Source organism: Paenibacillus glycanilyticus, from assembly GCF_023715145.1.
In the GTDB taxonomy this organism is placed as follows: Bacteria; Bacillota; Bacilli; order Paenibacillales; family Paenibacillaceae; genus Pristimantibacillus; species Pristimantibacillus glycanilyticus_A.
Genome location: NZ_JAMBNP010000002.1, coordinates 194,038 through 219,252, shown reverse-complemented (window position 1 = coordinate 219,252; position 25,215 = coordinate 194,038). Strand labels below are relative to the sequence as shown.

Annotated in this window: 27 protein-coding genes, 1 pseudogene and 1 riboswitch; of the genes and pseudogenes, 13 read left to right on the top strand and 15 right to left on the bottom strand. The window is 51.4% G+C overall.

Annotated features, from left to right (window positions below; all coding sequences use genetic code 11):
- Positions 1-72: 72 nt before the first annotated feature.
- The 3 genes from M3194_RS06235 to M3194_RS06225 form a co-directional block, all read right to left on the bottom strand.
- A complete protein-coding gene (locus tag M3194_RS06235) occupies positions 73-1,422 on the bottom strand; it encodes an MFS transporter (RefSeq protein WP_251652529.1) in 1,350 nt (449 codons plus the stop codon).
- A gap of 196 nt (positions 1,423-1,618) precedes the next feature.
- The gene (locus M3194_RS06230) at positions 1,619-2,629 is read right to left on the bottom strand and encodes a helix-turn-helix domain-containing protein (RefSeq protein ID WP_311289840.1); all 1,011 of its coding nucleotides are present in this window, start codon (positions 2,627-2,629) and stop codon (positions 1,619-1,621) included.
- On the bottom strand, positions 2,613-3,605 hold the full coding sequence (locus tag M3194_RS06225; RefSeq protein WP_251652527.1) for a Gfo/Idh/MocA family protein: 993 nt from the start codon (positions 3,603-3,605) through the stop codon (positions 2,613-2,615). Before M3194_RS06225 ends, M3194_RS06230 begins: the two co-directional genes overlap by 17 nt.
- Before the next feature lie 221 nt (positions 3,606-3,826).
- Between M3194_RS06225 and M3194_RS06220 the strand changes: the two genes are divergently transcribed.
- A complete protein-coding gene (locus M3194_RS06220; RefSeq protein WP_251652525.1) occupies positions 3,827-4,927 on the top strand; it encodes a Gfo/Idh/MocA family protein in 1,101 nt (366 codons plus the stop codon).
- A 61-nt stretch (positions 4,928-4,988) separates the two neighbouring features.
- Here M3194_RS06220 and M3194_RS06215 read toward each other — a convergent pair whose 3' ends face one another.
- Genes M3194_RS06215 through M3194_RS06205 form a run of 3 tightly spaced genes read right to left on the bottom strand, consistent with a single transcriptional unit; the run spans position 4,989 to position 7,484 of the window.
- Positions 4,989-5,393: a VOC family protein gene (locus M3194_RS06215; protein ID WP_251652523.1), complete on the bottom strand. Its 405-nt coding sequence runs from the start codon at positions 5,391-5,393 to the stop codon at positions 4,989-4,991.
- Positions 5,394-5,433: 40 nt separating this feature from the next.
- On the bottom strand, positions 5,434-6,288 hold the full coding sequence (locus M3194_RS06210) for an RNA polymerase sigma-70 factor (protein WP_251652521.1): 855 nt from the start codon (positions 6,286-6,288) through the stop codon (positions 5,434-5,436).
- An 11-nt stretch (positions 6,289-6,299) separates the two neighbouring features.
- Positions 6,300-7,484 carry an NAD(P)/FAD-dependent oxidoreductase gene (locus M3194_RS06205; protein ID WP_251652519.1) on the bottom strand — a complete coding sequence of 395 codons (1,185 nt, stop codon included), beginning with the start codon at positions 7,482-7,484 and terminating at the stop codon, positions 6,300-6,302.
- 200 nt (positions 7,485-7,684) lie between these two features.
- Between M3194_RS06205 and M3194_RS06200 the strand changes: the two are divergent.
- Positions 7,685-7,933 (top strand): annotated as a pseudogene (locus M3194_RS06200) (MFS transporter); the annotation flags it as partial.
- 105 nt (positions 7,934-8,038) lie between these two features.
- A complete protein-coding gene (gene gpmA / locus M3194_RS06195; RefSeq protein WP_251652517.1) occupies positions 8,039-8,776 on the top strand; it encodes a 2,3-diphosphoglycerate-dependent phosphoglycerate mutase in 738 nt (245 codons plus the stop codon).
- 71 nt (positions 8,777-8,847) lie between these two features.
- On the opposite strand, the gene M3194_RS06190 is transcribed toward gpmA, so the two are convergent.
- Positions 8,848-9,612, bottom strand: a complete 765-nt coding sequence (locus M3194_RS06190) for an SDR family NAD(P)-dependent oxidoreductase (protein WP_251652515.1) — start codon at positions 9,610-9,612, stop codon at positions 8,848-8,850.
- Positions 9,613-9,726: 114 nt separating this feature from the next.
- Between M3194_RS06190 and M3194_RS06185 the strand changes: the two genes are divergently transcribed.
- From M3194_RS06185 to M3194_RS06175, 3 genes are all read left to right on the top strand, one after another.
- Positions 9,727-10,131 carry a MerR family transcriptional regulator gene (locus tag M3194_RS06185; protein ID WP_251652513.1) on the top strand — a complete coding sequence of 135 codons (405 nt, stop codon included), beginning with the start codon at positions 9,727-9,729 and terminating at the stop codon, positions 10,129-10,131.
- A gap of 28 nt (positions 10,132-10,159) precedes the next feature.
- Positions 10,160-10,257: riboswitch (purine riboswitch) on the top strand.
- A 54-nt stretch (positions 10,258-10,311) separates the two neighbouring features.
- Positions 10,312-12,069 (top strand): adenine deaminase, encoded by a 1,758-nt coding sequence (ade, locus tag M3194_RS06180; protein ID WP_251652511.1) that lies wholly within the window; start codon positions 10,312-10,314, stop codon positions 12,067-12,069.
- Positions 12,070-12,126: 57 nt separating this feature from the next.
- On the top strand, positions 12,127-13,287 hold the full coding sequence (locus M3194_RS06175; protein WP_251652509.1) for an acyl-CoA dehydrogenase family protein: 1,161 nt from the start codon (positions 12,127-12,129) through the stop codon (positions 13,285-13,287).
- Positions 13,288-13,302: 15 nt separating this feature from the next.
- Here M3194_RS06175 and M3194_RS06170 read toward each other — a convergent pair whose 3' ends face one another.
- The 7 genes from M3194_RS06170 to M3194_RS06140 all read right to left on the bottom strand — a co-directional run bounded on the left by M3194_RS06170 (position 13,303) and on the right by M3194_RS06140 (position 18,993).
- Entirely contained in the window at positions 13,303-14,001 is a 699-nt protein-coding gene (locus tag M3194_RS06170; protein ID WP_251652507.1) for a PIG-L family deacetylase, read from the bottom strand.
- The gene (locus M3194_RS06165) at positions 13,998-14,309 is read right to left on the bottom strand and encodes a DUF1806 family protein (protein ID WP_251652505.1); all 312 of its coding nucleotides are present in this window, start codon (positions 14,307-14,309) and stop codon (positions 13,998-14,000) included. Before M3194_RS06165 ends, M3194_RS06170 begins: the two co-directional genes overlap by 4 nt.
- Positions 14,306-14,533, bottom strand: a complete 228-nt coding sequence (locus tag M3194_RS06160) for a cysteine-rich CWC family protein (protein ID WP_251652503.1) — start codon at positions 14,531-14,533, stop codon at positions 14,306-14,308. Before M3194_RS06160 ends, M3194_RS06165 begins: the two co-directional genes overlap by 4 nt.
- A gap of 140 nt (positions 14,534-14,673) precedes the next feature.
- Positions 14,674-15,528, bottom strand: coding sequence for an alpha/beta fold hydrolase (locus M3194_RS06155; RefSeq protein WP_251652501.1), 855 nt, complete (start codon positions 15,526-15,528; stop codon positions 14,674-14,676).
- A gap of 171 nt (positions 15,529-15,699) precedes the next feature.
- Positions 15,700-17,109, bottom strand: coding sequence for an ABC transporter substrate-binding protein (locus M3194_RS06150; protein WP_251652498.1), 1,410 nt, complete (start codon positions 17,107-17,109; stop codon positions 15,700-15,702).
- An 82-nt stretch (positions 17,110-17,191) separates the two neighbouring features.
- Positions 17,192-17,953 (bottom strand): carbohydrate ABC transporter permease, encoded by a 762-nt coding sequence (locus M3194_RS06145; RefSeq protein ID WP_251653188.1) that lies wholly within the window; start codon positions 17,951-17,953, stop codon positions 17,192-17,194.
- A gap of 74 nt (positions 17,954-18,027) precedes the next feature.
- Positions 18,028-18,993 carry a carbohydrate ABC transporter permease gene (locus tag M3194_RS06140; protein WP_251652496.1) on the bottom strand — a complete coding sequence of 322 codons (966 nt, stop codon included), beginning with the start codon at positions 18,991-18,993 and terminating at the stop codon, positions 18,028-18,030.
- Between the two features lie 204 nt (positions 18,994-19,197).
- On the opposite strand from M3194_RS06140, the gene M3194_RS06135 reads away from it, so the two are divergent.
- The 7 genes from M3194_RS06135 (at position 19,198) to M3194_RS06105 (ending at position 23,499) form a co-directional block, all read left to right on the top strand.
- Positions 19,198-20,016, top strand: a complete 819-nt coding sequence (locus M3194_RS06135) for a glycerophosphodiester phosphodiesterase (protein ID WP_311289827.1) — start codon at positions 19,198-19,200, stop codon at positions 20,014-20,016.
- 68 nt (positions 20,017-20,084) lie between these two features.
- Entirely contained in the window at positions 20,085-20,384 is a 300-nt protein-coding gene (locus M3194_RS31820) for a DUF1328 domain-containing protein (RefSeq protein ID WP_463674782.1), read from the top strand.
- Between the two features lie 46 nt (positions 20,385-20,430).
- On the top strand, positions 20,431-20,832 hold the full coding sequence (locus M3194_RS06125; protein WP_251652494.1) for a YflT domain-containing protein: 402 nt from the start codon (positions 20,431-20,433) through the stop codon (positions 20,830-20,832).
- Between the two features lie 116 nt (positions 20,833-20,948).
- Positions 20,949-22,088 (top strand): PP2C family protein-serine/threonine phosphatase, encoded by a 1,140-nt coding sequence (locus M3194_RS06120; RefSeq protein ID WP_251652492.1) that lies wholly within the window; start codon positions 20,949-20,951, stop codon positions 22,086-22,088.
- 80 nt (positions 22,089-22,168) lie between these two features.
- Complete coding sequence (locus M3194_RS06115; protein ID WP_251652490.1) at positions 22,169-22,708, top strand: hypothetical protein; 540 nt, start codon at positions 22,169-22,171, stop codon at positions 22,706-22,708.
- A gap of 39 nt (positions 22,709-22,747) precedes the next feature.
- Positions 22,748-23,074 (top strand): STAS domain-containing protein, encoded by a 327-nt coding sequence (locus tag M3194_RS06110; RefSeq protein WP_251652488.1) that lies wholly within the window; start codon positions 22,748-22,750, stop codon positions 23,072-23,074.
- A gap of 2 nt (positions 23,075-23,076) precedes the next feature.
- On the top strand, positions 23,077-23,499 hold the full coding sequence (locus tag M3194_RS06105; protein WP_251652486.1) for an ATP-binding protein: 423 nt from the start codon (positions 23,077-23,079) through the stop codon (positions 23,497-23,499).
- A 38-nt stretch (positions 23,500-23,537) separates the two neighbouring features.
- Here M3194_RS06105 and M3194_RS06100 read toward each other — a convergent pair whose 3' ends face one another.
- Positions 23,538-25,169 (bottom strand): extracellular solute-binding protein, encoded by a 1,632-nt coding sequence (locus M3194_RS06100; RefSeq protein ID WP_251652484.1) that lies wholly within the window; start codon positions 25,167-25,169, stop codon positions 23,538-23,540.
- Between the last annotated feature and the right edge of the window lie 46 nt (positions 25,170-25,215).

Here is a 25,215-nt window from a genome sequence, read left to right as displayed (position 1 = left end):
CTCCTGCATTCTCTTCTTGCTATTAGAAATGCGGCAGCGTAAGGGTTGGAATGTGCGAATGCTGGATGACGATTAAACAAGCTTATGAGCCTGTACCCTTTTCCGATAGGACGAGTAATACCAGCCGAGCATCACAATGGCAATAATCGGGCACACGAACAGCAGCTGGTACACATGGTTATAGGCATGCTCGAGCGTAAGATTGCTCATCTTATGGAGCAGCAGCCCGCAGATCGCCACCGACAACGATCCCCCGAAAAATTGAATAAGCTGCATCATCCCCATGCCGGAACCAATCAAATGCTTGGGCAAAATGCTGGAGGTCTGATTATTGAGCGAAGCCAGCGTTGCCGAAAAGGCCGGCGAGAACAGCAGATATCCGCCCATAATGACGAATGGCGAGTTCCCAAGAGCCGTCATGAACAAAGCCATCACTGCCGTCAGGATCACCGTCCCGATGAACAGGAACCGGACATTGCCGTAACGGTCCAGCCATCTTCCGACAAATGGCGTCAGCAGCGCCGATAGAATGGCCCCCGGAGCAATCAGGAAGCCAATCAGAAGCTCCGACTTATGGAACAGATTGGCCAGCACCAGCGGCATCAGGAACAGGTTGCCCAGATTGATAATGAGCAGGCAGAAGCCAACCACAAGGAGCCGGTTATAGCCGGGCTGGCGGAATACTTCCGGATTCACAAAGGTTCCTTTGCCCTTTAATCTGCGGATATGTACAACGTGAAGCGCTATCGTGACGATGCTTGCAAGCAGCCAGATCAAAGATTGCTGCGTTACCGCTATTAGCAGCGTAGTCGCATTAATAACGGTCCAAGCGGCGCCTGCATAATCAAAGCTTGCCGGCTGCGGATCTTCCTTCGGCAGCAGCTTCAGCAAGACCGGCAATATGACGAGCACGAGGCAAGTAACCACAAACAGGCCGTTCCAGCCAAAAAATTCGCTGATCACGCCGCCCACGATCGGGCCAAGCCCAAAGGCCATCGCACTGCCGGCAGCGATCATCGAGATGGCGCGGCCTCTTCTTTCAATAGGGATATATCGGCTCGCTAAGACTAGTCCAAGGCCTGCCATCGTACCGGCTCCAGCCGACTGGAGAATCCGGGCCGTCAGCAGCAGCGCAAAGCTATGGGCGAAGATGCCAAGCACCGATGAGAGCCCTAATATGAGGAGTCCGATCATAACCAGCCTGCGGATTGGAGCAATATCCGATAAGCGGCTGTAGATCACCGTCGATAACGCATATCCGATCGAATAACTGGAAACGATCCATGAGCCAAGGTCCGAGGTAATGTCTAGATCATGAATAATACTTGGTACCGAGACGTTGAACATGGTCGTATTCATCACCACGACAAACAAGCCCAGCATCCACACGGGCATTACAATTCTGTCATTCAAGCTGTTCACCTTGTTTCCTTACGAAGTTACTTTACATGGTTCAGTATATCACAAGCGCAAACGGCTTCGCTTTTATTGGGAAGGTATTACGTTTTGCGGTTGAGGGCTATAGCAATATTCATCATCACCGAGACAGCCTCTACCAGCTAAACAAAAAGAGAACCCCGCAGCGTCCTAAGACTTTGGCGGAGTTCTCCCCTGACTGTTATATTTGCACGGATTGGCGGCTCTGGCGATAAGCGAGCGGAGTCATGCCCATCTTCCGCTTGAACACCTGGAACAGATAGTTCGTGTTCGTGAAGCCATGATTTACCGCAATCGACTCAACGGTGTTGGAGGTCTCCACAAGCTCTTCGCAAATACGCTGAAGCCGGAAGTCCTCCAAATAACTGCTGAACGAGCTGACACCGTAGCGGTGAAAGATACGCTGCAGCTGTCTGGTGCTGATCTGAATACGATCCGCAACCTCCTGCAGCGTTAGCGGCCTTGCATAATTGTCGTAAATATATTGCTGCGCCATCTCGAATCGGTGGGCTTGAATATCCCTTGACGGGAGCATCTGCTGACCTTCGCGGTCAACGGTTGCTTTGGCCGCACGGAGCAGAATCTGAATAAGAGCCTGCCTGATGGTCGTATAAGCACCAAGCTCTCCCGATCTCCAGGCCAGATAAGCCTGGAGGAAGCAGGACATCGCATCATGCTGATCCATAAACGGGCGAAGCGGAAAATCCATCAGCGCCTGAATGCAGGCTTCAGATTCCTTGTTCTCCCACTCCGAGCCCCATTCTTCCATGCCCGCTTCCTCGGGAAGGCGAGTAATATCCACATGCAGGCACAGCTCATCCATTCCGGACCTGGAGTCTGCGGTCTGCTGATGCACGACTCCCGGACCGGTCAAATAAAACATGCCGCTGTTTAACTTGTAAATATGGTCGATCAGCGTGACCGTTCCTTTGCCTCGGGGAACAAAATGAAATTCGAATTCCGAATGCTTGTGGAATTTGATCAGCTGTCCGGGTTTAAAATCGGTCAGATGCCACTTCAAGACACGAATGCCGTAACGCCCCCATCTGAAATGCAGATCAAGCCGTTCAAGCGCATCCATCTTTTCTTTCATAACGGCATACGGATACGGTCTTGCATTTACCTTGCTGTCGGATTCCGCAAGAAGCTCCCGTTCTTCCATGCCGGCCATAGGTTTAGCGGATCTCTTCAAGACGTACAGCCCGCTTCTCGGCTACGGAACGGTTCGAAGCTTCCATCAGCAGCGTCAGCTCCTGCGCCATGCGGATGTTGTCTACAGCCACTGTATCGTTTTGAATATGCTCTGCCCATTGCTCAAACGCTTTAATGCGGCCGCTTGCTTGTTCAACTTCCGTCCAATCCGATTCGCCATTCTTGTTGCTGCGAACGAGAACGCGCGCATCCGGCGTGCCGTAGAGCAGCGAGCCTTCCGTGCCGTGGATCTCGATTGTGAACGGGGAATGCGCGTTAACAAAGCCGGCTTCTACGATACCCAGCGCGCCGCCTGCCGTTGTCAGGATCGAAATTGCGTTATCTTCTACTTCCTTGCCGGTAACATATCCATACGAAGCTTGAACCTGAACAGGCAGTTCGCCAAGGAACAATCGGGTCAAATACATCGGATGGCAGCCCAGATCGATAAGCGCGCCGCCGCCGCATTGTTCAAGATTGTAGAAATGCTCCGGAAGCCAGTTCGCGGTTGCGCCGTTATGGGACAAGCGTACGCGGACCATAGTAACGGTTCCGATTGCGCCTGTATCCAGCACGTTCTGAATGGTAGTTGTATACGAATCGTTCAATCTTGGCAGCGATACCGTCAGCTTAACGCCGGCTTCTTCAACTGCCGCAACGATTTCATTAACCTCTTTAGTTGTAAGCGCCAACACTTTTTCCGTGAAAATATGTTTGCCGGCTTTCGCTGCTTTCACCATTACCTCGCGGTGAATATTCGTTGGCGTATCCACGATAACACCGTCAATATCTTCTCTGGCAAGCAGTTCATCCAGATTAGCGATAAAAGGAACCTCCAGCTTGTTTGCAGCCTCTTGGCCTCTCGCCGGAATCTCATCCCATACCGCTACGATTTGCGTATTCGGATGAGCCTGTGCCTCCTTCGTATAATCCCATGCATGTACATGCCAGTAGCTTAACATTGCGACTCTAATCATTGAACGTCCACTCCTTAGATCAAATATTTGTGTTCACTGCATATTTACGACTTATTTCTAAGGTAGCACACCATTTACCAAAGTAAAACTAGAACATAAAGACATTTCGACTATAATTATACGACATAAAAGAGAACATTTTCACAGACTTATTGACTCCAAATATCGGTCAAACCTATAGTAAGGGCATGAACAAATTTCTCTTATAACGGAGGCTGGACATGAGTAAATTACTGAAGGTTGGTATCATCGGTTGCGGCGGTATCGCCAATGGCAAGCATCTCCCTGCACTCAGCAAAAACAAGAACGTTGAAATCGTTGCTTTCTGTGACGTTGTAGTAGAACGCGCAGCTGAAGCACAGCAAAAATACGGTACGGAAGGCTCGAAAGTGTATGCCGACTACCGTGAACTGATTGCCGATCCATCGATCGATGTCGTGCATGTATTAACACCTAATGACTCCCACTCCTTTATTACGATAGATTCCCTTGAAGCCGGCAAGCACGTCATGTGCGAGAAGCCGATGGCTAAGACAGCGGTTGAAGCAAGAGCGATGCTGGACGCTGCAAAACGTACAGGCAAAAAGCTCACTATCGGTTACAACAACCGCTTCCGTTCGGACAGCCAATACCTGAAAAAGGTATGCGAGCAAGGCGAGCTGGGCGAAATCTACTATGCACGCGCTCATGCGATCCGTCGCCGCGCGGTTCCAACTTGGGGCGTATTCCTTGACGAAGAGAAACAAGGCGGCGGTCCGCTTATCGATATCGGTACTCACGCGCTTGACCTGACGCTGTGGATGATGGATAACTACAAGCCGGTATCGGTAACGGGCTCCGTCTTCCATAAGCTTGGTTCGAAAGAAAATGCCGCTAACGCATGGGGACCTTGGGATCCAGCGAAATTTACGGTAGAAGATTCAGCAGTTGGCTTCATCAAGATGGAGAATGGCGCAACGATTACGCTTGAAGCAAGCTGGGCGCTGAACACGCTCGACATCGACGAAGCAAAATGTACGCTTTGCGGTACTGAAGGCGGCGCGGACATGAAGAACGGCCTCCGCATTAACGGCGAAGAAAACAGCCGCTTGTTCGTAAAAGAAGTTGACCTGTCCGCTGGCGGCGTAGCCTTCTATGACGGCGCTTCGGATCGCGATATCGATGTGGAATGCGCAGCATGGATCAACGCAATCCTGAACGACACGGATTTGGTTGTAAAAGCTGAGCAGGCACTCGTTGTTACAGAAATTTTGGAAGCGATTTACGAATCGGCTCGCACAGGCGAGACGGTATACCTCAACCGCGAAACGGTTGCGAAGTAATAACCTAACAAAAGAAACACGCCCTGATTCAGGGCGTGTTTCTTTTGTTAGTCTCCTCTTCTTAACCTTCTTGATGCGGCAGAGTAAGCTGCCAGGACACGCCAAACTTATCGGCAAGCCAGCCGAATTTCCGGCTGAAGCCATAGTCTCCAAGCGGCATAAGCGCATGTCCGCCATCCATCAGGGCTCCGTACAAGCGATCAATCTCCTCTTCCGAATCGCAGGTCATGAACAAGGAAAACGAAGGGGTAAACGTAAACTCATGCTTGATGTTGCTGTCGATGCACATAAAGGCCTGGCCTTTAAGAGTAAAGCTTGCTCTCATCACGCTGCCTTCCGCTCCAGGGCCCTCCGCACCGTAACGGGCGATACTCGTAATCCCGGAGCCCTCAATTAACGAAATATAATAGTTCATGGCTTCTTCCGCTTGGCCTTGAAACATCAAGAATGGGGTTATTTTTTCCAACTCGTGTTAGCTCCTTTTATTCTAGTAATCCCTACACTCCTTATACCCTCTTCAGCTTATCCGGGTTGCGGACAATAAACAATTGTTGCAGCATCCCTTCGCGGCGCTCAAGAAACGCAACCGAATCTACCTCGCCTTCCTGCAGGAATACGAAGGCTGGTTCCCCGTTTATCTGCCTCATCTCGAACGTCATACTGCCCGCCCATTGCGGTTTGCGGAAAATGCCAAGCAGGAACTGCGCCACCCGCTCCCTTGTTTGGATAGGCCGGACAGCTGCGGATATTTTGCCTCCTCCGTCTGATATCAACACAACATCCTCCGCCAGCATGGACAGAACGGTATCAACCTCGCCTTCGGATAAGGCCGTGACAAACCGGTTTATCCATGCCTGCTCAATGGAGCCTCCGGCTTGCAGCTCTTCTTCCGCAATTCCCATCTTCGCTCTTGAGCGGCTCATCAGCTTGCGGCAGTTTTGCTCGCTTTTGCCCGTTAATTCGGCAATAGCCGGATAGTCGAACCCAAGCGCTTCCCGCAGGACGAATACGGCGCGTTCCGAAGGCGACAGCCTCTCGAGCAGGGCTAACATCGCGTACGACAGCAGGTCATGCCGGACCACTTCTTCCAGACTGTCGTCATAGTATTGTGCTATAGGCTCCGGCAGCCAAGGACCAATATATTGCTCCCGGCGTATCCTTGCTGAGCGGAGATGATCCAGGCAGCGGTTTGTGATCATTTTGCACAAATAGGCTTTAGGCTCCCGCAATCGCTCCGGATCTATATGCTGCACCTTGACGAACACATCCTGAACCGCATCCTCCGCATCGGCGGCCGAGCCGGTTAATTGATAGGCCAAGCCGAATAACAGCCCTTTATAACGTTCATACAGCTCAATCATATGATGGCTCCTTATGATTTCAGCATACTCGCATAATCCCATACAAAACGTTTGATTTTATAAGATAAGCTTCCCGAAATGATTATATCAAGGCCCCACTTTCGCGTCCATGTGATGCCCCGCCCCGGTCCCAGTCCAATCGTAAAGCCGTCCATTACCTGTTTATGGCGGGGGGCCGGACTGCCGCTTCTGTCCGCGGCGATGATTTTGCCCAATCTCTGAGCCTGCGGGATTGCCTCCTTACAGGTCATGCGGGCGGCTTCACCGCTATCCGGATCTACGATATGCGCGCAGTCGCCAATCGCATACACGCCCCGGGAGCCTTTGACCCGATAGCCTTCGTCCACGATAAGCCTGCCGTCCTCCGTTACCGGCAGCCCCAATGCGCGAACCGCAGGATTGGGAATCAGGCCAAGCGTCCAAACGGTGAGGCCGACGGGAAGGGCTGAACCGTCAGAGAGCAAAAGGCTTCCCTTCTCCTCGCGTACGGCTTTATTCCGATGATGAACGGACACCCCGCATTTCGCCAGCTCCTCCTCCAGCTTCCGGCTGGCCTTAACCGGCCCTTCCTCGAATAAACGATTCCGGGAATTCAGTAAGTGGACTTTTACTTCCTCCGGATTCAGCCCTCGCCGAGCCGCTTCCTCCCTCATGGCGAAGGCAAGCTCCGAAGCCGTCTCAATGCCGGTCATTCCGGCTCCGGCAACTGCTGCCGTGAGCAGACGCTCTCGTCCCTCCTTGTTTTCGGGCAGCGCTGCCTCCATGTTATGAATCCACTGATCCCTGATCCGTACAGCCGCATCCATCCCCTCAAGGGCAATGCCTCCCAACCCCGCTTCCGTCTTGCGGGCTATGCTGCCGATCGAGACGACTAGAACATCATAAGCGAGATGCTCTATCCTTCCTTCGCTATTCTCATACTCCAGCAGGCTCTCTGCCGCATCCACATGCCGCGCTTTGCCCTGCACAAATTCGGATGCTTCCGGCAAGATCCGATTCCATGGTACCGTGATCGAATCCGTTCCCACCGCCGGCTTGAACAGCAGCACCTTGCGCAAGTGATACGGGTTCGGATCCATCAAGATGAGTCGAAGCTTCCGGCCATCCGCTTGTATCTCGCACTGCTTCCATACCGCTTTCATCGCATGAATCCCCGCATACCCGCCGCCAACCACTACAACTGTCCATTCTTTCATGTTTGATCTCTCCTCTTCGCGCTTTTGCTAATAGAACGGGAAGAGGCTTTTATTTGTGACATCTCATTTGGCAATTAAAAACGTTTCCCGTAAATCATTAGCACAAAGTTAACGTTGACGTAAAGATTAACATACCTATACGATAGGTTCGTTTCCTACACTATTTATTAAAAGAGAGGGATAGAACGAACATGTCTTTAAACAATACCCTGATTACGACGGCGGTTATGAACGCCGCACCGGTTGAGCGCCCTACGGCGTCCGCGGCGTACAGCTTCCTTCGGTTTATCGGCGGCGCGCTTGCTCCCTACTATGCGGTTAAATTCGCGGAATGGTTCGACTTCCATGCTCCGTTCTACATTGGCGGCGGCTTTGTCATTCTAGCCGTTGTCCTCATCGCGGTTAACCATAAGCATCTGAAGCATGTCGACTCGGCGGAGGGACATTAAGCCCAATAAATAACAAGCTGGCTCAATTTCTGTTGAGTCAGCTTGTTTTTTTATCGGAATGGAAACATTATAGAGATAGGCAATCAATGGAACGGAGGACATCTCATGAAAAAAATCGTCTTGATCCGCCACGGACAAAGCGTATGGAATGTGGAAAACCGGTTTACAGGCTGGACGGATGTGGACTTGTCGACTCAAGGGCTTGATGAAGCGAGAGAAGCCGGGAAAATATTAAAAAAACACGGCTATGTCTTCGACATCGCCTATACCTCTCTTCTGAAGCGCGCGATCCGAACGCTCTGGATCATCCTTCAAGAGATGGATCTGTTATGGATTCCCGAGCATAAGAGCTGGATGTTAAATGAACGTCATTACGGCGCTTTGCAGGGGCTGAACAAAGCCGAAACGGCCGCTAAGTACGGAGAAGACCAGGTGTATTTATGGCGAAGATCCGTTGATATCCGCCCTCCCGCTCTGGAAATTACCGACGAGCGCTACGAGGTATCCGATCCTCGTTACAAGGAGCTTAAGGACGGCGAATTTCCGTTAACGGAAAATCTGGAGGACACGGAAGCCCGCGTATTAAGATACTGGAATGCGGAGATCGCTCCGGCGATCTCCGCAGGCAGCCGGGTTATTATTTCCGCGCACGGCAACACGCTCCGGGCATTGGTCAAATACCTGGACCGGCTTCCGTCGGACGGCATCGCGGATTTGAACATCCCTACGGGCATCCCTCTTGTATATGAACTCAATGACGATTTGCAGCCGGTCCGCCACTATTATCTTGGATGGGAAGGTCCATATCCGGAAGGCCAGATTCCTTCGCATATTCTTCATTAAACGAAGCTGGAGCCGGCTTGCGAGCCGGCTCCAGCAATAAGTCCAAAGATGAGAATTATGCTATTCCATTCTTACAGCAGCATTCCGCCGGACACCTCAATGCGCTGCGCATTCACCCAGCTGAGCTCCGGCGTGCATAAAGCAGCTACAACACCGCCGATATCATCGGCTTCTCCCACGCGGCCTAATGCAGTCACCGAGCCAAGCTGCTCCCGCATTCCTTGATTATCTCTTACCAGACCGCCTCCGAAATCCGTCGCCGTTGCGCCCGGCGCAACCGCATTGACCCGAATACCTCGACTGCCCAATTCCTTCGCCATATATTTGGTCAGCACTTCAATCGCGCCTTTCATTGCGGCATAAGCGCTGTATCCCTCAACTACAAATCTTGCCAGTCCCGTTGAAATATTAATTACTCCGCCGTGATCCGCGATCCGGGAAAGCAGCTTCTGAGTCAAGAAATACACGCCTTTAAAGTGAACGCTCACCAGACTGTCAAACTGCTCTTCCGTTGTCTGATCAAAGCCTGCATGAACGCCGAAGCCCGCATTATTGATCAGGAAGTCGAATTGATCGCGGCCCCACTTTTCCATCAGCGTGTCACTCAGTCGTGCGGCAAAGCTGTCAAAGGAAGAGACCTTGCCGGCATCGAGCTGCAGCGCAGCCGCTTTGCGGCCGCTCGCCTCAATCTCCTTCACGACCTCTTCCGCTTCGTCCTTGCGGGACAGATAAGTCACGATCACGTCGATTCCTTTCTTCGATAAAGCAATGGCCGAGTTGCGTCCCAGGCCGCGGCTTCCTCCTGTGACCAGCGCGATTTTATGAGCTGTTTCCATTGTTCATTTCCCCTTTTCTCCCTAGAGTTGAACACTTGATTATGTCAGCCAAATGTTCTAAAGTGAGGTTACTCCTTCGAGTTAACTCTAAGTCAAGCCATAAGGGTGAAAAAAATGAACTATACGATTAACGAGGTTGCAACCAAGTTTGGATTGTCTGCCCACACGCTCCGTTATTACGATAAAGAAGGCCTGCTCCCTTTTGTCTCCCGCAATAAATCCGGCATCCGGATCTTTACGGAGATGGACCTGGAATGGGTCTCCCTCATCTGTTGTCTGAAAGAAACGGGGATGCCTATCAAGGAGATCAAGCAGTACAGCGATTGGTGCAAGCAGGGAACCGCCACGGTTGACGTGCGTAAAAAGATGCTTGCCGATCACAGAATGGAAGTGCTGAAGCAGATCGAGGATTTGAACAAAAACCTCAAGCAGATTGATAAGAAGCTTGATTGGTACGAGGATCCGGAATTGATGCACAAGATGGATGAACGGATAGATCACGCGGCATTAGAAAAATAATGCTTTGAATTTTCGTTATTCATCCCCTACAATAGATACTAATATTGCGTATAACCTCGGCAATACGGGCCGGGGGTTTCTACCGGGAACCGTAAACTCCCGATTACCAGCATGCTTCTTTCAGCATCGATGGTAGTCGGGAGTTTTTTTATTTCATTACAAAAAGGAGAAGATAGAACCATGAATACAAAAGAGCGGTTATCCAGACGAATCGAAGTAGCAGCCAAACGCGCGGCGGCGGATCTCATTATACGAAACGGGAAGATCGTTAATGTCTTTACAGGCAGCATTCAATCCGGAGATATTGCCATCGTGGACGGCTGGATTGCGGGGATCGGCGAATACGCCGAAGGTGCGGCCGTGATAGATGCGGCAGGTCAATGGATTATTCCCGGCTTGATTGACGGTCATGTACATATTGAGAGCTCGATGCTTACGCCGCGGGAGTTCGCTAAGGTAGTCCTGCAGCATGGGGTTACCGCCGTTGTGACCGATCCCCATGAGATGGCCAATGTTATGGGCAGCGAGGGAATTCAGTACATGCTTGACCATTCCGAGGGACTTCCCCTCGACATTTATGTCAATCTGCCGTCCTGCGTGCCGTCCACTCCTTTCGAGACAAGCGGGGCTGCGCTGGGAGCAGAGGAGCTCCGCCCATTCTACGAGCATCCCAAGGTGCTTGGCTTAGCCGAAGTGATGGACTTTCCCGCTCTAGCGTCGGGAAGTCCCGGCATGATTAGCAAATTGGCCGATGCCAATGATCATGCCGCGCATATGGACGGTCATGCTGCCGGCATTTCCCGCGAGCAATTAAACCTCTACATGGCCGCAGGCATTCGCACGGACCACGAGGCCGTAAGCGCGGAAGAAGCCCGGCAGCGCCTTGAGCTTGGCATGTACCTGATGATCCGCCAAGGGACGGTGGCCAAGGATCTGGAGGCTCTCCTCCCTGCCGTTACGCCACAGAACAGCCGAAGATGCCTGTTTGTAACCGATGATAAATTAATCGATGATCTGCTGGAGGAAGGCAGTGTCGATTACAGCATCCGTCTGGCCGTAAGCAAGGGACTTGATCCCATTACCGCCGTGCGGATGGCAACCTTAAACGCGGCCGAATGCTTTGGCCTTCGTCATCAAGGCGCAATTGCTCCAGGCTATAAAGCCGATCTGCTCATCCTTGACGATCTGGATAAGTTGTCCATCCGGCAAGTCTATAAGGACGGTGTTTGTGTATTCAAAGATAGTAAGCTTAATGAAGCGGTTTTTCCTGAAGCGGCCTCCCCAGCTATCGCAAACAATCCGCTTGCTGCCGTTATCCGTGACGGAATGAAGCCTCTGCAGCCGGATTCCTTGCATCTTCCGCTTCAATCCGGCAGCTGCCATGTCATCGGAATTATTCCGAACTCGCTGGTGACCCGTCATCTTCAGGAGGAAGTAAGCAGGGATCAAGAAAAGAGGTTTATCGCCTCGGTTGAACAAGACCAGCTTAAGCTGGCGGTCGTTGAGAGGCATCACGGGACCGGCCATGTCGGACTTGCGATTGTAAAAGGATTCGGCTTCCGCAAAGGAGCTATCGTATCGTCGGTTGCCCATGACTCGCATAATATCATTTGTGCTGGCGTCACTGATGAGGATATGCGGACCGCGATCGAGCATATTGTTGCCATGAACGGCGGCTTGGCCGTTGCTTTGGATGGGCAAGTCCTGGCTTCCTTGTCCCTGCCCGTTGGCGGACTGCTATCCGAACAGAGCTATGAGGAGGTGTATTCGGAGATGCAAAATCTGTATGCAGCCCTTCGCGAGATTGGGGCTCCGGATACCTTCAATCCATTTCTGACCCTGTCCTTCCTTGCCTTGCCGGTCATACCCGAGCTTAAATTAACGGATAAAGGGCTATTCCGGTTTGCTTCAAACAGCCATATCCGAGTCGATGCCTGACGCTTCCTGTTTCCTCTAGCTAATTGCTATAATAAGAGAGAGAGGAGTGGACAACGGATGGCAAGATGGATCGATCAATATATTCGGAACGAGAAAGAGAAAGCCCTTGTGGCACAAGCGGAGCAACTGGCGGCAAGCTTTGCGGAAAGAGCTTCCCGGCATGACCGGGAAGGCTCCTTTCCTTTTGATAACTTCGCGGATTTGCGGGAGGCAGGGTATTTGAAGCTTACGGTGCCTCGGGCTTACGGCGGGGATGAAATCTCCCTGTATGAGCTCGTCATGCTGCAAGAGCGTCTTGCTTATGGCGACGGCTCAACGGCTCTGGCGGTTGGCTGGCATATCGGTCAAATTCTTCATCTTCGGACCACCCGGAAATGGCCGGAGCCGGTTTTTGCGAGATTATGCGAAGCTATCGTCAGAGACGGCGCGATGATAAATACCTTCGCCAGCGAGGCAGCTTCCGGCAGCCCAAGCCGGGGAGGCAGGCCCGAGACGACGGCAACAGCCATTGAAGGCGGGTGGCTGATTACCGGCCGCAAAACCTTCAGCACGCTGTCGCCGATTCTTGACCGGTTTGTAGTCACCGCCTATATTCCTGATGAAGACTGCGCGGGAGATTTTCTCGTCGAACGGGGGGAGCAAGTCTCCTTGATCGAGACTTGGGACACGCTTGGCATGCGTGCGACAGGCAGCCATGATGTTGTCCTTGATCAGGCTTTTGTCCCGACTGCCAACCGGCTTATAGGCAAAGGCTCGGATGACGGCGCCGGCTGGATGCTTCATATTCCGGCTGTTTATTTGGGGATTGCGCAGGCGGCAAGGGACTTTGCTCTTTCCTTTGCCAGCTCGTACAAACCAAATACGATGGATAAGCCAATCGCCGCCATTCCTTCCGTCCAGCATTCCATTGGGGAAATAGAAATTGCGCTGCGGACATCGCATGCGATGCTGTATGCCATTGCGGACCGCTGGGACCGGGAGACAGAGAACAGGCCCGCTCTGAAAGCGGACCTTGGTCTTGCCAAATATGTCGTGACGAATAATGCCATCAAAATCGTAGATCTTGCGATGCGAATCGTTGGCGGAACCAGCTTATCCCGGGCGCTTCCGCTCGAGCGCTATTACCGGGATGTCCGGGCAGGACTGCATAACCCGCCTATGGACAATGCCGTCATAAACAATCTCGCTGCGGAAGCCTTAGGCGAATTCCAGCCATAGCATGTTCAGGGGGTGCTAGAACAGATCATTACGATCTCTTCGAAGCGCCTCTTCGTTTCCTTTTATAAAATACTCATAATCCCCGAAGCGGTTCATCGCCTGCTTATCCGGCAGCCATACCCATTCATCAATCTCCGTCTGGCAGCGATGTGCGCGGAACGCGGCAAGCTTGGCTTTTTTAAACTTGCTTACGTTAATTTGAGAGATATCTTCTCTTGTGTAACCAAAGGATTCCGGGTAAGCGAGCGAATCTCCAAATGATATGTAATACAAGGCCTTCTTCATTCCCGTGCGTTCTAACGCCTCGACCGTCGACTTGCCGATGGCGCAATGATCCGGATGTCCGCCCCACTGCTCATGGAAGGTGAGAATAACATCGGGATCTACCTCTTTGATCAAGCCGGCGATGCGGTCAGCCAACTGATCCGGGTCGGCAAACTCCACTGTTTTATCGCGGATATCGAAAAAATGAAGCTGGGAAATTCCGAGGCACTTGCAAGCTTCGCGCAGCTCCAGCTCACGCGCTTCCGCCATTGTTTCACGGTTGAGATAGGGAGGATTCCCCATTCTTCGCCCCATCTCGCCCCTTGTTGCGCTGACGAGGGTAATCTCAACGCCGCTGGACGCGTATTTGGCTAACGTCCCGCCGCAAATGAAGGACTCATCGTCGGGATGGGCAAACACCGCAAGTAGTTTCCTAGGTTCTGTACTCATTCTGGGAACGGCTCCTTTCCAAGATGAAGCGCTACGTTCATCCGTCCTCTATCATCATATCCGGCAAGCAATAAGCGCCCCACGCGGTCCTCTTCGACATGCGTGAGTGCTTCCATGCGAAGCCAGCCAATCTGATCAAACCGGAAGGCAATCCGAAACGGACCTTCCCCTGCGACAAAAGCCTGCATCAGCTTCACTCTGAAATTGCGCACGAACACATAGGAGGTTGCTTCGCTATGTATGTAAATCTCTTCACCTATATAAATCCGCAATAAATCTTCTACCTCGGATCGGTCTATCGGATTCATGCTCTCATTCCCCCGGACTCTTCATTTGCTTCCCTCTTCAGCCTCTCCAGACAGGATTGGCATACGCAGGCCTTTCCTAATGATTCAGGCGGTATGCGCTCAAAGACTGCCCGAGGAAAGGTTTCTTTGCTGCACCAGCATTCTCCGGCCGGAATTCCCGCCAGATTGCCGCATTTATTATCTCCCTTGCAGATTGGACAATGGGCTGCGGTTTCTTCGGTCATCTCTTCACCTACTTTTCCTGCTATCGATTTAATCATACTGTCAGGGCAGAGAAATTGCATCCACTTCATAAAAAAAATGCCCGAATGGAATTTTCCATTCGGGCATTGCCGACTAACTTATATTCTGTTCATTCATCAGCTTACAACGCCCTCACGGGCTCCTTCTCGCCAAGGGTTCTCAGGTAGTTCGCAATAACCCTGGCCAGCTGCTCCGGCGCCTCGACCAGACTCATATGAGCCACGCCTTCGAAGGTATTCTCCTGGATATGCGGGTACTCGTAAGTCGACTTTGGCGTCTCCTTCTCATTGACCGAGAACGTATCGTCCGGAGACACCACTTCGTCATCCGCACCTGCTACCAGCAGAATCGGGTAACTTGCTTCATGCAGCATGGCGCTGCGATCCGGCCTCATCATCATGCCTTCAAGCGTATGAATAGCTCCCTTTGCAGACATTTTGAGCCCGGCCTCTTTAATCTTTTCCACCTCATCAGGCAAATCTTGCCTCTTGGATTCCTTGAACAGCTTCGGAATCAGGTCGTGCACGTAAGGCTCGATCCCTTCCCTCTGGATAAAGGAGATATCCTGGTATCTCTTCCTCTTCACTTCTTCCGTATCCGGAAGTGCGGTGGAATGAATAAGTCCAAAGCCAGCCAGCTTGTCAGGGTATCTATCCGCAAAAGCCAGCGTGACGTAGCCGCCAAGGGAATGGCCAAATACAACGGTTTTATCGATCCCAAGCTTCTCTACCAATCCATTTATGTCATCGGCCATCACTTCCATCGTATACACATTGTCTGGTGCAGATGTCTCGCCATGACCACGCAGCTGCGGCATGATTACACGGTAGTGATCGGTCAGCAGAGGACAAACATTATGCCAATAATGGGACGATCCGCAAAAACCGTGAATCAAAATAATTGTTTTCTCGTTTTCCTGACCACATTCTTCATATACCATATCGATGCCATTCACATGTACCTTATGCTTATCCATCGATCCCACATCCTTTTCAATTTGAAATGCTATCATGTCATTACTTAACCAGCTATCGAACGGATGAAACATTATTATCAGATAATTCTGAAATTAAATGTCTCCATAAAAAAACAGCCCTCGGGAGCGTAGATCCCAAGGGCTGTTCCGGCATGCAGAAGCATTCGCTGCTTATTTCGTTACTGTCTTGTTGTAGACGCCGATTTTCTCGGTAATTTGTTTTGCCGCAGCATCAAGCGCAGCCTTGGCATCCTTCTTGCCCGTGAAGACTTCTTCGATTGCGCCTTCCACCGTTTGGCGCGCGTCTGGGAACACGCCCATTACAGCGCCTTGGCTTGCCGTGCTTGGCTTGGAGGCATGAAGCTGGTCTACAGCCGTTTGGAACTGCGGATACTTCGCCAGGTTATCCTTTACGATCTGCTCGTCGTAAGCTTTTGTTGTGATCGGGAAGTAACCGGTGTTAATATGCCATTCCGCTTGCACGGCCGGTTCCGCCAAGTACTTCATGAATTCCCAAGCTGCCTTCTGCTCTTCGGCCGGCTTGTTGTTCAAAATCCAGTTGCTTGCGCCGCCGATGACAACGCCGCCTTCGGAGGAAGCGTCAGGCTTAGGCAGGAACGCCGTGCCAACTTCGAACTTGCCTGCCGCGCCGTCAACAATGCCGCGAAGCGAAGCCGTCGAGTCCAGCGTCATGGCAACCTGGCCAGCCAGGAAGGCTTTCTTCGTATCGTCGGTCTTGCGTCCGAGATTCAGGACAGACTTGTTGTCGACCATGCCCTTCCACCAATTCAGCGTATTAACGGCAGCTTCTTGATTGACAAGCGATTCCGTTGCCGCGCTGTCGCGGCCATTGCCGTTATTAAGAAGATCCTTCCCTTGATTAGCGAGCAATTGCTCCATGAACCAGCCGTAGATGGCGAAGGAGCCCCCTGTCACGCCGTTTCCGGTAAGCTTCTTGGCTGCATCGGCAACCTCTTGGTAAGTCGCTGGCGGCTTGTTTGGATCCAGACCGGCTTTTTCAAACAAGTCTTTGTTATAGTAAAGAATTGGATTGGATGTATTAAAAGGCATCGAGTATTGCTTGCCTTCAAATGTATAATAGCTTCGGATATTCGGCTCAAGGGAGGACACGTCATAGCTTTCCTCATCAATGAACTGCTGAACCGGCGTAACGGCACCGGAATCGATCATGAATCTGGAACCAATCTCGTACACCTGGATCAAGGAAGGACCGGACTTCGAATCCATGGAAGCCTTCAGCTTGTTCAAGCTCTCGTCATAAGTGCCCTGGAAGACGCCTTCCACCTTAATATCGGGATGCGAGGCGTTAAAATCGCTGACCAGCTTGTCCGCAGCTGTGCCGAGCTCGCCGCTCATGGAATGCCACCAGACAACTTTCACAGGCTCTTTGGCAGGTTCAGTGGAAGCTGCGCCCGCATTTGCGGAAGTCTCCGTATTGGAAGCCGAAACAGTAGGCGACGGTTCATTTCCCCCGTTGTTCGGATTCGATGCGCAAGCTGATAGAGGCAGCACGAGCATAGCCGCCACGGGCAGTACCATTTTCCAATTGCGTTTAACCATGATTTCTTTTCTCTCCCTTTAAATGAATGTTTTCTATATGGCAAGCCCCGAAGGACAGTTACCCGAATCAAAGTTGAAATGGTCAGCCCTTGACCGCACCGGCCGTAATCCCCCGCACAAGCGGCTTCAGGCCCAGCGCAAGAAGCACAAGCGACGGCACCAGAACAAGCGCCACTCCGCAAAGAACCAGATTCCAGCTCGTCAGCTCCTCGAACTGGAGCATCGCGATTCCGATCTGAACCGTTCTCATGGCATCGCTGCTCGTGGTAAGCAGCGGCCACAGATACTGGTTCCATCCGTTCAGAAATACGTATACGGCCAGCGACGCAGCCGCAGGTCCCGATAGAGGCAGCACGACCGATACGAAATGGCGGAAATGCCCGCAGCCGTCGATGCGCGCAGCTTCAAAAAGCTCGCGAGGAAGCTGCATGAAAAACTGGCGGAGCAGGAACACGCCAAATGCCGAGGCTGCGAATGGCACGATCAACCCTTGGAACGAATCGAGCCATCCCCAGCTTTTGACCGTCAAATAATTGGGAATGATCGTTACTTCCCATGGGATCATCATGGTGCTGATGAACAAGGCGAACCAGAACCGGCTGCCGGAAAACCGGATATACACGAATGCATAGGCAGCCAGAGCAGCCGTCAGCACCTGAAGCAGCATGATCGAGACGGCCAGAACAAAGCTGTTGAGGATAAAGCCGAAGATCGGCACGGTTTCAATCGCGTTCCGCAGCTCTCCCGTGTAAAGACCGGATGGAAGCAGCTTAGGCGGATATTGGCTGGCTTCATCGGAGGTCATAAAAATCTGGGCAAGCAGGTAGAGCAGCGGTCCCATCATCAATAGCGACAGCAGAATGAGCAGGCCGTATTGGCTGAATAACCGGAACGGATTGCGCGGATGACTAATTGCCTTCACTGGTAGTGCACCTTCTTTCCGAGAACAACGAATTGAACCGCCGTCAGCACGAGCATCAAGGCGAACAGCACAATGGCAAGCGCGCTGCCAGTTCCAAATTGGTAGTTGATGAAAGCCTCTCGATAGATGGAATAGACAAGCACATCCGTGGAGCCGGCTGGGCCGCCCCGCGTGAGAATATTGATTTGCCCAAATGATTGGAAGGCGCTCATAATCGATACCACTGCCAGGAAGAAGAGCGTCGGGGACAGCAGCGGCAGCTTAATCGAGAAGAACGTTCTCCACATCGAGGCTCCATCGATTCGCGAGCTGTCCATCACATCATTGTCGAGTCCTTGAATGGCTGCAAGGAGCAGGACAAAAGGAAACCCGGAATTCATCCATATCGTCATCAGCGAGACAGAACCAAGCGCTGCGGACGGATCGGTCAACCATTGAACCGGTCCGATGCCGATTTGTCCCAGCAAGTAGTTAAGCATGCCGAGCGACGGATGGTACAGAATCATCCACAGGATGGACGCCGTTCCGACGGAAAGCGCCAGCGGAACCGAGAAGATGAAGCGGAAGAGCTTGCTTCCTCTGCCTGCGGCATGAACGAGGCTGGCACACAGCAAGCCAAGGACAAGTCCGGCAGGCACGGTCAGCAGCGTAAATTTGACTGTAATCCAGAGGCTGTTCCAGAAAGCCGATGATGCCAGCATCTGCGAATAATTATCCCATCCCGCATAAGCGGCTACCCTGCCGCGGGGATCGGTAAGCTGAAAGCTAAGATAGACCGATCGAGCCATCGGGTAAAATAGAAACAAAATAAATACAGCCAGGCTCGGTGCCAGAAACAGGTAGCCGAGCAGCTGCTCCCGCATCCGCTTCAGCTTGGCAGCGGTGATACGGGTACTAGCCTTAGCTTCGGAAGCCTGCGACAAGACCGTTTCAGACTTGTCCGAGTAGAGTGATGAGTTCATGTGTAACTGCAACCGCCCTTTCAAGATTTGTTTGGCCGGAATCGGCTTGGCAAGTCCAAGAATAACCCTCATTTGTAACCACAATGTCAGAATTTTATGAAGATTAGGAAAGGTGATAACGCTTACTTGTAAGAAATTGTTTCTTTCTAAAGATTTCTTTATATTTGGAATCCATGCGAGACAAGCTCTCGGAGGCGGAATATAATGATGACCAACGGGATTGCCGAAAGCCATAACGGAGCCCGATTGGGAGGGAACAGCAAGATGACAAGGGAAATCGAGCAAGACATTCATGTAAGCAGTCCAATCATCATTGGGCACCGTGGCGCAGCCGGAGAAGCGCCGGAGAATACATTGGCCAGCTTCAAGCTTGCGGCCGAGCAAGGAAGCCACATGGTGGAGCTCGACATTCACTTGTCGAAAGACGGCAAGCTTATCGTATGCCATGACGATACGCTGGACAGGACGACGAACTACTCCGGAGCGATCCGCTCCCTTCATTCGGACGAGATTCGGGAAGCGGATGCCGGAAGCTGGTTCTCGCCTTCTTTTGCAGGGGAAAGAGTCCCATTTCTGGAGGAAGTCTATGATCTCCTCCCACAGCACATCGAAATCAATGTTGAAGTGAAGGATGCCGGCGGGGGTCTGCTCGACGAAGTGCTGCTGGATTTCCTCCGCGGAGAAGATCGCCTGGAGCGCACCGTCGTATCTTCCTTCGACCACAAGCTGCTCCTCAGGCTGAAGCAGGCGGAGCCGGAGCTGCGCATTGGACTGCTGTATGCTGCAGACCTCCTTCATCATGCTACGTACGCGGCGCTTCTGGAGACGGAGGTATGGTCCCTTCATCCGCATCACGGCCTAATTGGCGCACAGGATGCCGGGGACGCTACGGCTGCTGGGCTTCACATCTACCCTTACACAGCCAATCATCCAGCCGACTGGGACCGTCTTGTCTCTATCGGCGTAACCGGCATAATTACGGATTTCCCGGGTCGATTGAAGGAGCATCTGAACCGTACTTAATATCACCTGCATGTCAAACAGCCTGCACGATAACCGTGCAGGCTGTTCTTTTATTAACGTGCCTATTAATGAAGGAAAATTCTTCTGCCGGGCAGTTCGGACTTTTTGCAGAACAAGCTGTTTCATCTCCCTGCATCCTGGTTAAGTATCTATCAAGCAAGACAAGCAAGACAGCAAGAAAGCCAATCGAAAGAAAGGTGATTAATATGTTAGGATGGGCATTACTCTTCTTCATCTTCGCAGTTGTCGCAGGCCTGTTTGGATTTCTGGGCATCGCATCAGCGCTCGCCGGCATCGCGAAAATCTTATTCGTAGTCTTTATCGTCCTCTTTATTGCTTCCCTGATATTTGGACGAAGACGAGCATAACCAACAGCAACTGCAATTCAATTAACAAAATCGAGGAGGAATTACAATGACAACCCAAACCATGACGACAAGAGTACACACGGTCAGCAACATGCTGGAGGTTCAAGAGCAGGTTCACCGTTTCGAACGTGACGGCTATGCGAGGGAGAACATCTTTGTACTGACTCACGATAAAGGCCGCACGGCACGCATCGCCAGAAATACCGACGCCGAGGAAATCGGCGTATCCGCCGAAGGCGTAGGAACCGCAATCGCCAACATCTTCCGGTCTACCGGCGATGAGCTTCGCGCCAAGATGAGGTCGCTTGGCATCTCCAAGCAATATGCGGAGCATCTCGAGGAACAAATGGACAGGGACAAAATTCTCGTAATCGCCTGGGGCGGTAAGGAGTACAGGGATGACGAATACGATACTTCGGTCTATTACTACCCTGAATACCGCTTGTAAGCGAAACCCGCCACTTTCGTTCAAGTGAAAACCAAAATTCAAGGACCTATCCGTACGGGTAGGTCTTTGAACTATGGTATAGTGTTAGAAGATATGTAGGAAAGGAGTGCTCCCGGATGAGTATCATCATTGTTGACGACAACGCGACCAATCAGCTTATCGTACAAACGATTCTGAATAAAGCCGGTTACCGGAATCTATTAACCGTCTCTTCAGCCCGCGAACTGTATGAATTGCTAGGTGTTGGGGGCTCGGCGGCTGCTGTGGACACTGATGTGGAATTAATCCTTATGGATATGATGATGCCTGATATTGACGGCATTGATGCATGCCGCACCGTATTGCAGGACAAGCGTTATAAGGACATTCCGATCATATTCGTTACCGCCGTCGGGGACTCGAACAAGATGGCTGAAGCCCTTGATGCCGGAGCATGCGACTATGTGATGAAGCCGATCAACCGCATGGAGCTTCTGGCTCGGATACGATCCGCCATGCGGCTGAAGCAGGAAATTGACCGGCACAAGGAGCATGACAAGAAAATGAAATCCGAGCTGGAGCTGGCCAAGCAAGTACAGCTCAGCGTGCTCAGCACAGCCATTGATGACGAGAATTTGAAGATTAATGCAGCGTACCAGCCCTCTTCCGAGCTGGCAGGGGACTTTTACAACTGGTACCGGATTGACAAGAATCGTTATGGCATCATTCTGCTCGATATGATGGGCCATGGCATCTCATCCTCGCTTGTCTGCATGTACATCTCATCCGTTCTGCGAGATACCATTACGCGCATTTCCGATATTGAGCAAGTCATGCATGAGCTTAACCGTTACATGAATCAGCTCCATATGAAGGACGAATTGATGAGTTACTATTTTACGGCGATTTATCTGGTGCTTGATGTGGAGGAAAAGACGATCGAATACGTCAACGCCGGTCATCCCTCTGGCATTGCCTTCCTTGACGGAAAGCCGGCATTGCTCGAGCCGTGCTGCAGCGCCATCGGTTTGTTCAATAATCTGAAGGTAAACAAAGGCAAGCTTCAATATAAACGGGATGCCGGCATTGTCCTCTATACCGACGGTTTGACCGACGGAATGGCAGGCGGAGAGGAAATCTCAAGCGATGCCTTAATCAGCCTTATGCAAAATGAGCAGCGGCTGGACCCCTCCGAGCTGGTTGCCTCCATGATTCCGTTGGATAACGGCACCATACAGAAGGACGATATTTGCCTGGTCACCCTTTATACCAAATAATTTTTACTCCAGCCTGTTTCAACTCCCTCCTTATCGGGTAATTCATAATAAGGCTAGTGACAAAGGCTGGAGGGATTAATATGAAGAAGGCAATGCTGGCATGTTATCTTGCGGGAGGGATTATTGGCATCGTGCCGCTCACGTATACATCCCTGCCCCAACCCGTTCATGAGCTGCAGAACACCACGACCCCATCCGAATGGGTAACCGTATCCCACGCGGACTATGACCTATCTGACATCAAGCTGCAGTCGGTATACGGACTTACGCTCTACGATGACAAAATTACCGTTGAACGAATGCTCGGCAAACCCGTCCGCGTTACCCGTGATGACTATTTCACGGAACAGGAAACCTATGAGTATCCAAATCTGGATGTCGTGTTCAGCGATGGGATTATGGAAGAAATCAAGGTTAGCGGAAGCGCGGATACAATCTGGATCGATGATCAGGAAATCCCCGTCTCCATTGGAGCATTAATTGAAGCTCTTGGCGAGCCCGATTATAAAGCCGATGACGGAATTGTATATGAACGTCAGGAGAATGTCCTGAAGCTGTTCATTAACTATGACAACGGTACGCTTGAATCTATCGCGTATTATCATATTTCATCTGTATAAGCTTGGACTACCCTTACTTTAACGATCGGAGTGAATCGAATGAAGTCTCAGCAATTCCAAATTGATCAGAAAGAAACAAGCGACAGCTACGTGATCTCCCTTGGCGGCGAGCTCGACTTGTCTGTCGTAACCCAGCTAAGATCCGCTTTAGAACCCGTTATGGAGAGAGCTGATCTTAACCTAGTCCTTAATCTTCGCGAGCTGACGTATATCGACAGTACCGGAATTGGCATCATCGTATCCATATTGAAGTACCGTGACGGTATTAACGCTCCGTTCGCGGTGAAGGAAATTCCGCCGTCGATTCAACGGTTGTTCGATTTGACGGGCATATCCGGTTATTTAGCGGAAGGGACAGACAAATAGACATGATACGATTACAAATACCGTCTCATGCCGACTATATCGATATCGTAAGGGTATGCCTTTACGGTGTTGCGTCCAAGTTATCCTTTTCTTATGAAGACATTGAAGATATGAAGGTTGCTGTCTCCGAAGCCTGCAACAATGCCGTTCTGTACGGCCGTTCTAAGGAGGAAGGCGGCAGCCTGATTGACGTCAGCTTTCAGCCTACCGAGGCCGGTATAACCATTATTGTCAAAAATGACGGCCCGCCATTTGAGCACCGCGAATCGGAGTTAGCTTCTCCTCCCCTTCAAGGGATTGAAATCAGCGAGCTTCCGGTTGGCGGGCTTGGCCTTTATCTAATGGAGGCTCTAATGGATGAAGTAAAGGTCCAATCCGGCGAGAATGGTACGGAAGTGATTCTGACCAAATATGCGAGTGAATAACGGAAAGCCGGCGAATAATCGCCGGCTTTCCGCCTGTCTTACTTCACGTTGCTCATGTATTTGGTATATGCTTCCTGCACGTAACCGATGAACTCATTCCATCCAGCCTTGTCTAACTCCTTCAGGTAATTATCCCAATCCTTATCAACGCCGCCGTCCGTAATCCATTTGCGGCGCTCATTATCAAGGATGCCATATACCTGCGCGGACAAAATGGCCATACGGTCGGAAATCTCCGGATCATAGTAGAGCGTATTCGGAATATACGGATCGTTCAGGTGTTTATCCACGAATCCAATCGCCTTCATATCGTTGAGCAGTCTTTGCGCGTCTTGCGGATATTCAACGACTTTATCGTAATAATCCTTCAATACGGCTACAGGGGAATTGCCTCCAATTGTATTGCGGCCCCGCATTTCGCTGTAAGTTTCCAAACCGTCCTTAAGCGTGTCAAATACCATGACCCCTTTGTCGTTCAGCTTATATTGATAATCAAGCGGCCCCCAGTTCGTTTGCACGGACCACGACGGATCGTATAGTCCGTCTGCCCATTTCAATATGGTTTTTGGGTCCTTGGCATCCTTCGTCAACACGAGCGCTACGGGATTATGCATCTCCGAATAGTTCTCCCGCGTTCCCATTTCTCCACCCGGGCCCTTCAGATACGGAACGGCCGCGTAATCTTTAGCCCGGTCCGCGCCAACAACGTCGCTGATGGAGAAGGTCATAAGCGAGCCGACGATAACCTCCGGATTGGTCATCTTCGCCTGCAGCTTAGGTCCGTCCGTAATGAGAAACTCCGGATCAATTAACCCGTCCTTATACATGCCGTGCAGATACTCTACGCCCGTCTTGTAAGCGTCGGTTGTTGCCGTGCTGAATATTTTTCCGTTTGCATCCACGCTTAGACTGTCGCTGCGGTCTGCCTGTCCCCACAATCCGAACCACTGACCGAAGTCGTTGGCGTTCCGGCCGAAACTGCCAATCCCCGAGTGGACATCTTTATTCGCCATTGCTAGACCAATCTCGTCTGCTTTGCCGTTGCCGTTTGGATCCATCGTCACAAACTTCTCGAGCGTGTCCCGATATTCATCAATCGTAGCCGGCATCGGCAATCCGAGCTTATCCAGCCAAGGCTTGTAGATGTGCAGTATCCCTTGATTCGCTACAAGTCCGAACATTTCCTCAATATACGGCAGCCCATAAATATGACCGTCCGGAGCAGTGATTTGCGCTTTATACTCGGGTCTTTGCTCCAGTACCTTGGAGAAGTTAGGCATGTCTTTAATATAATCTTCAATCGGAAGGAACAGTTTCTGGGTAGAATACTTCATCACCATGTTCGTGTTTAAGGTGCCGAGGAAGGCGTCCGGCAGCTTATTCGTGGACAGCATCAGATTAATTTTTTCCGAAGCGGATTCGCCAGGGACCTCCTCCCAGTTAATATTAATGCCTGATACCTTTGTATAGTTCTTGTACCAAATCATGTCTTTCGCCGGTAAATTGCGCGGATCCTTAGCCCGGACGATTTTTATCGTACCGCCTCCTGCCGCGCCGTTTCCTGAAGCGCTGCCCGAAGCAGCCGTATTATCGTCCTTGTTACCGCTGCAGCCTGACATGGCACCGCCTGCCAGCACAATCGTACCAAACAGCATAAATGCTTTTCTCATCTATCGATCTTCCCTTCAATTGAATTCGATGGATTGCCGGCCAAGA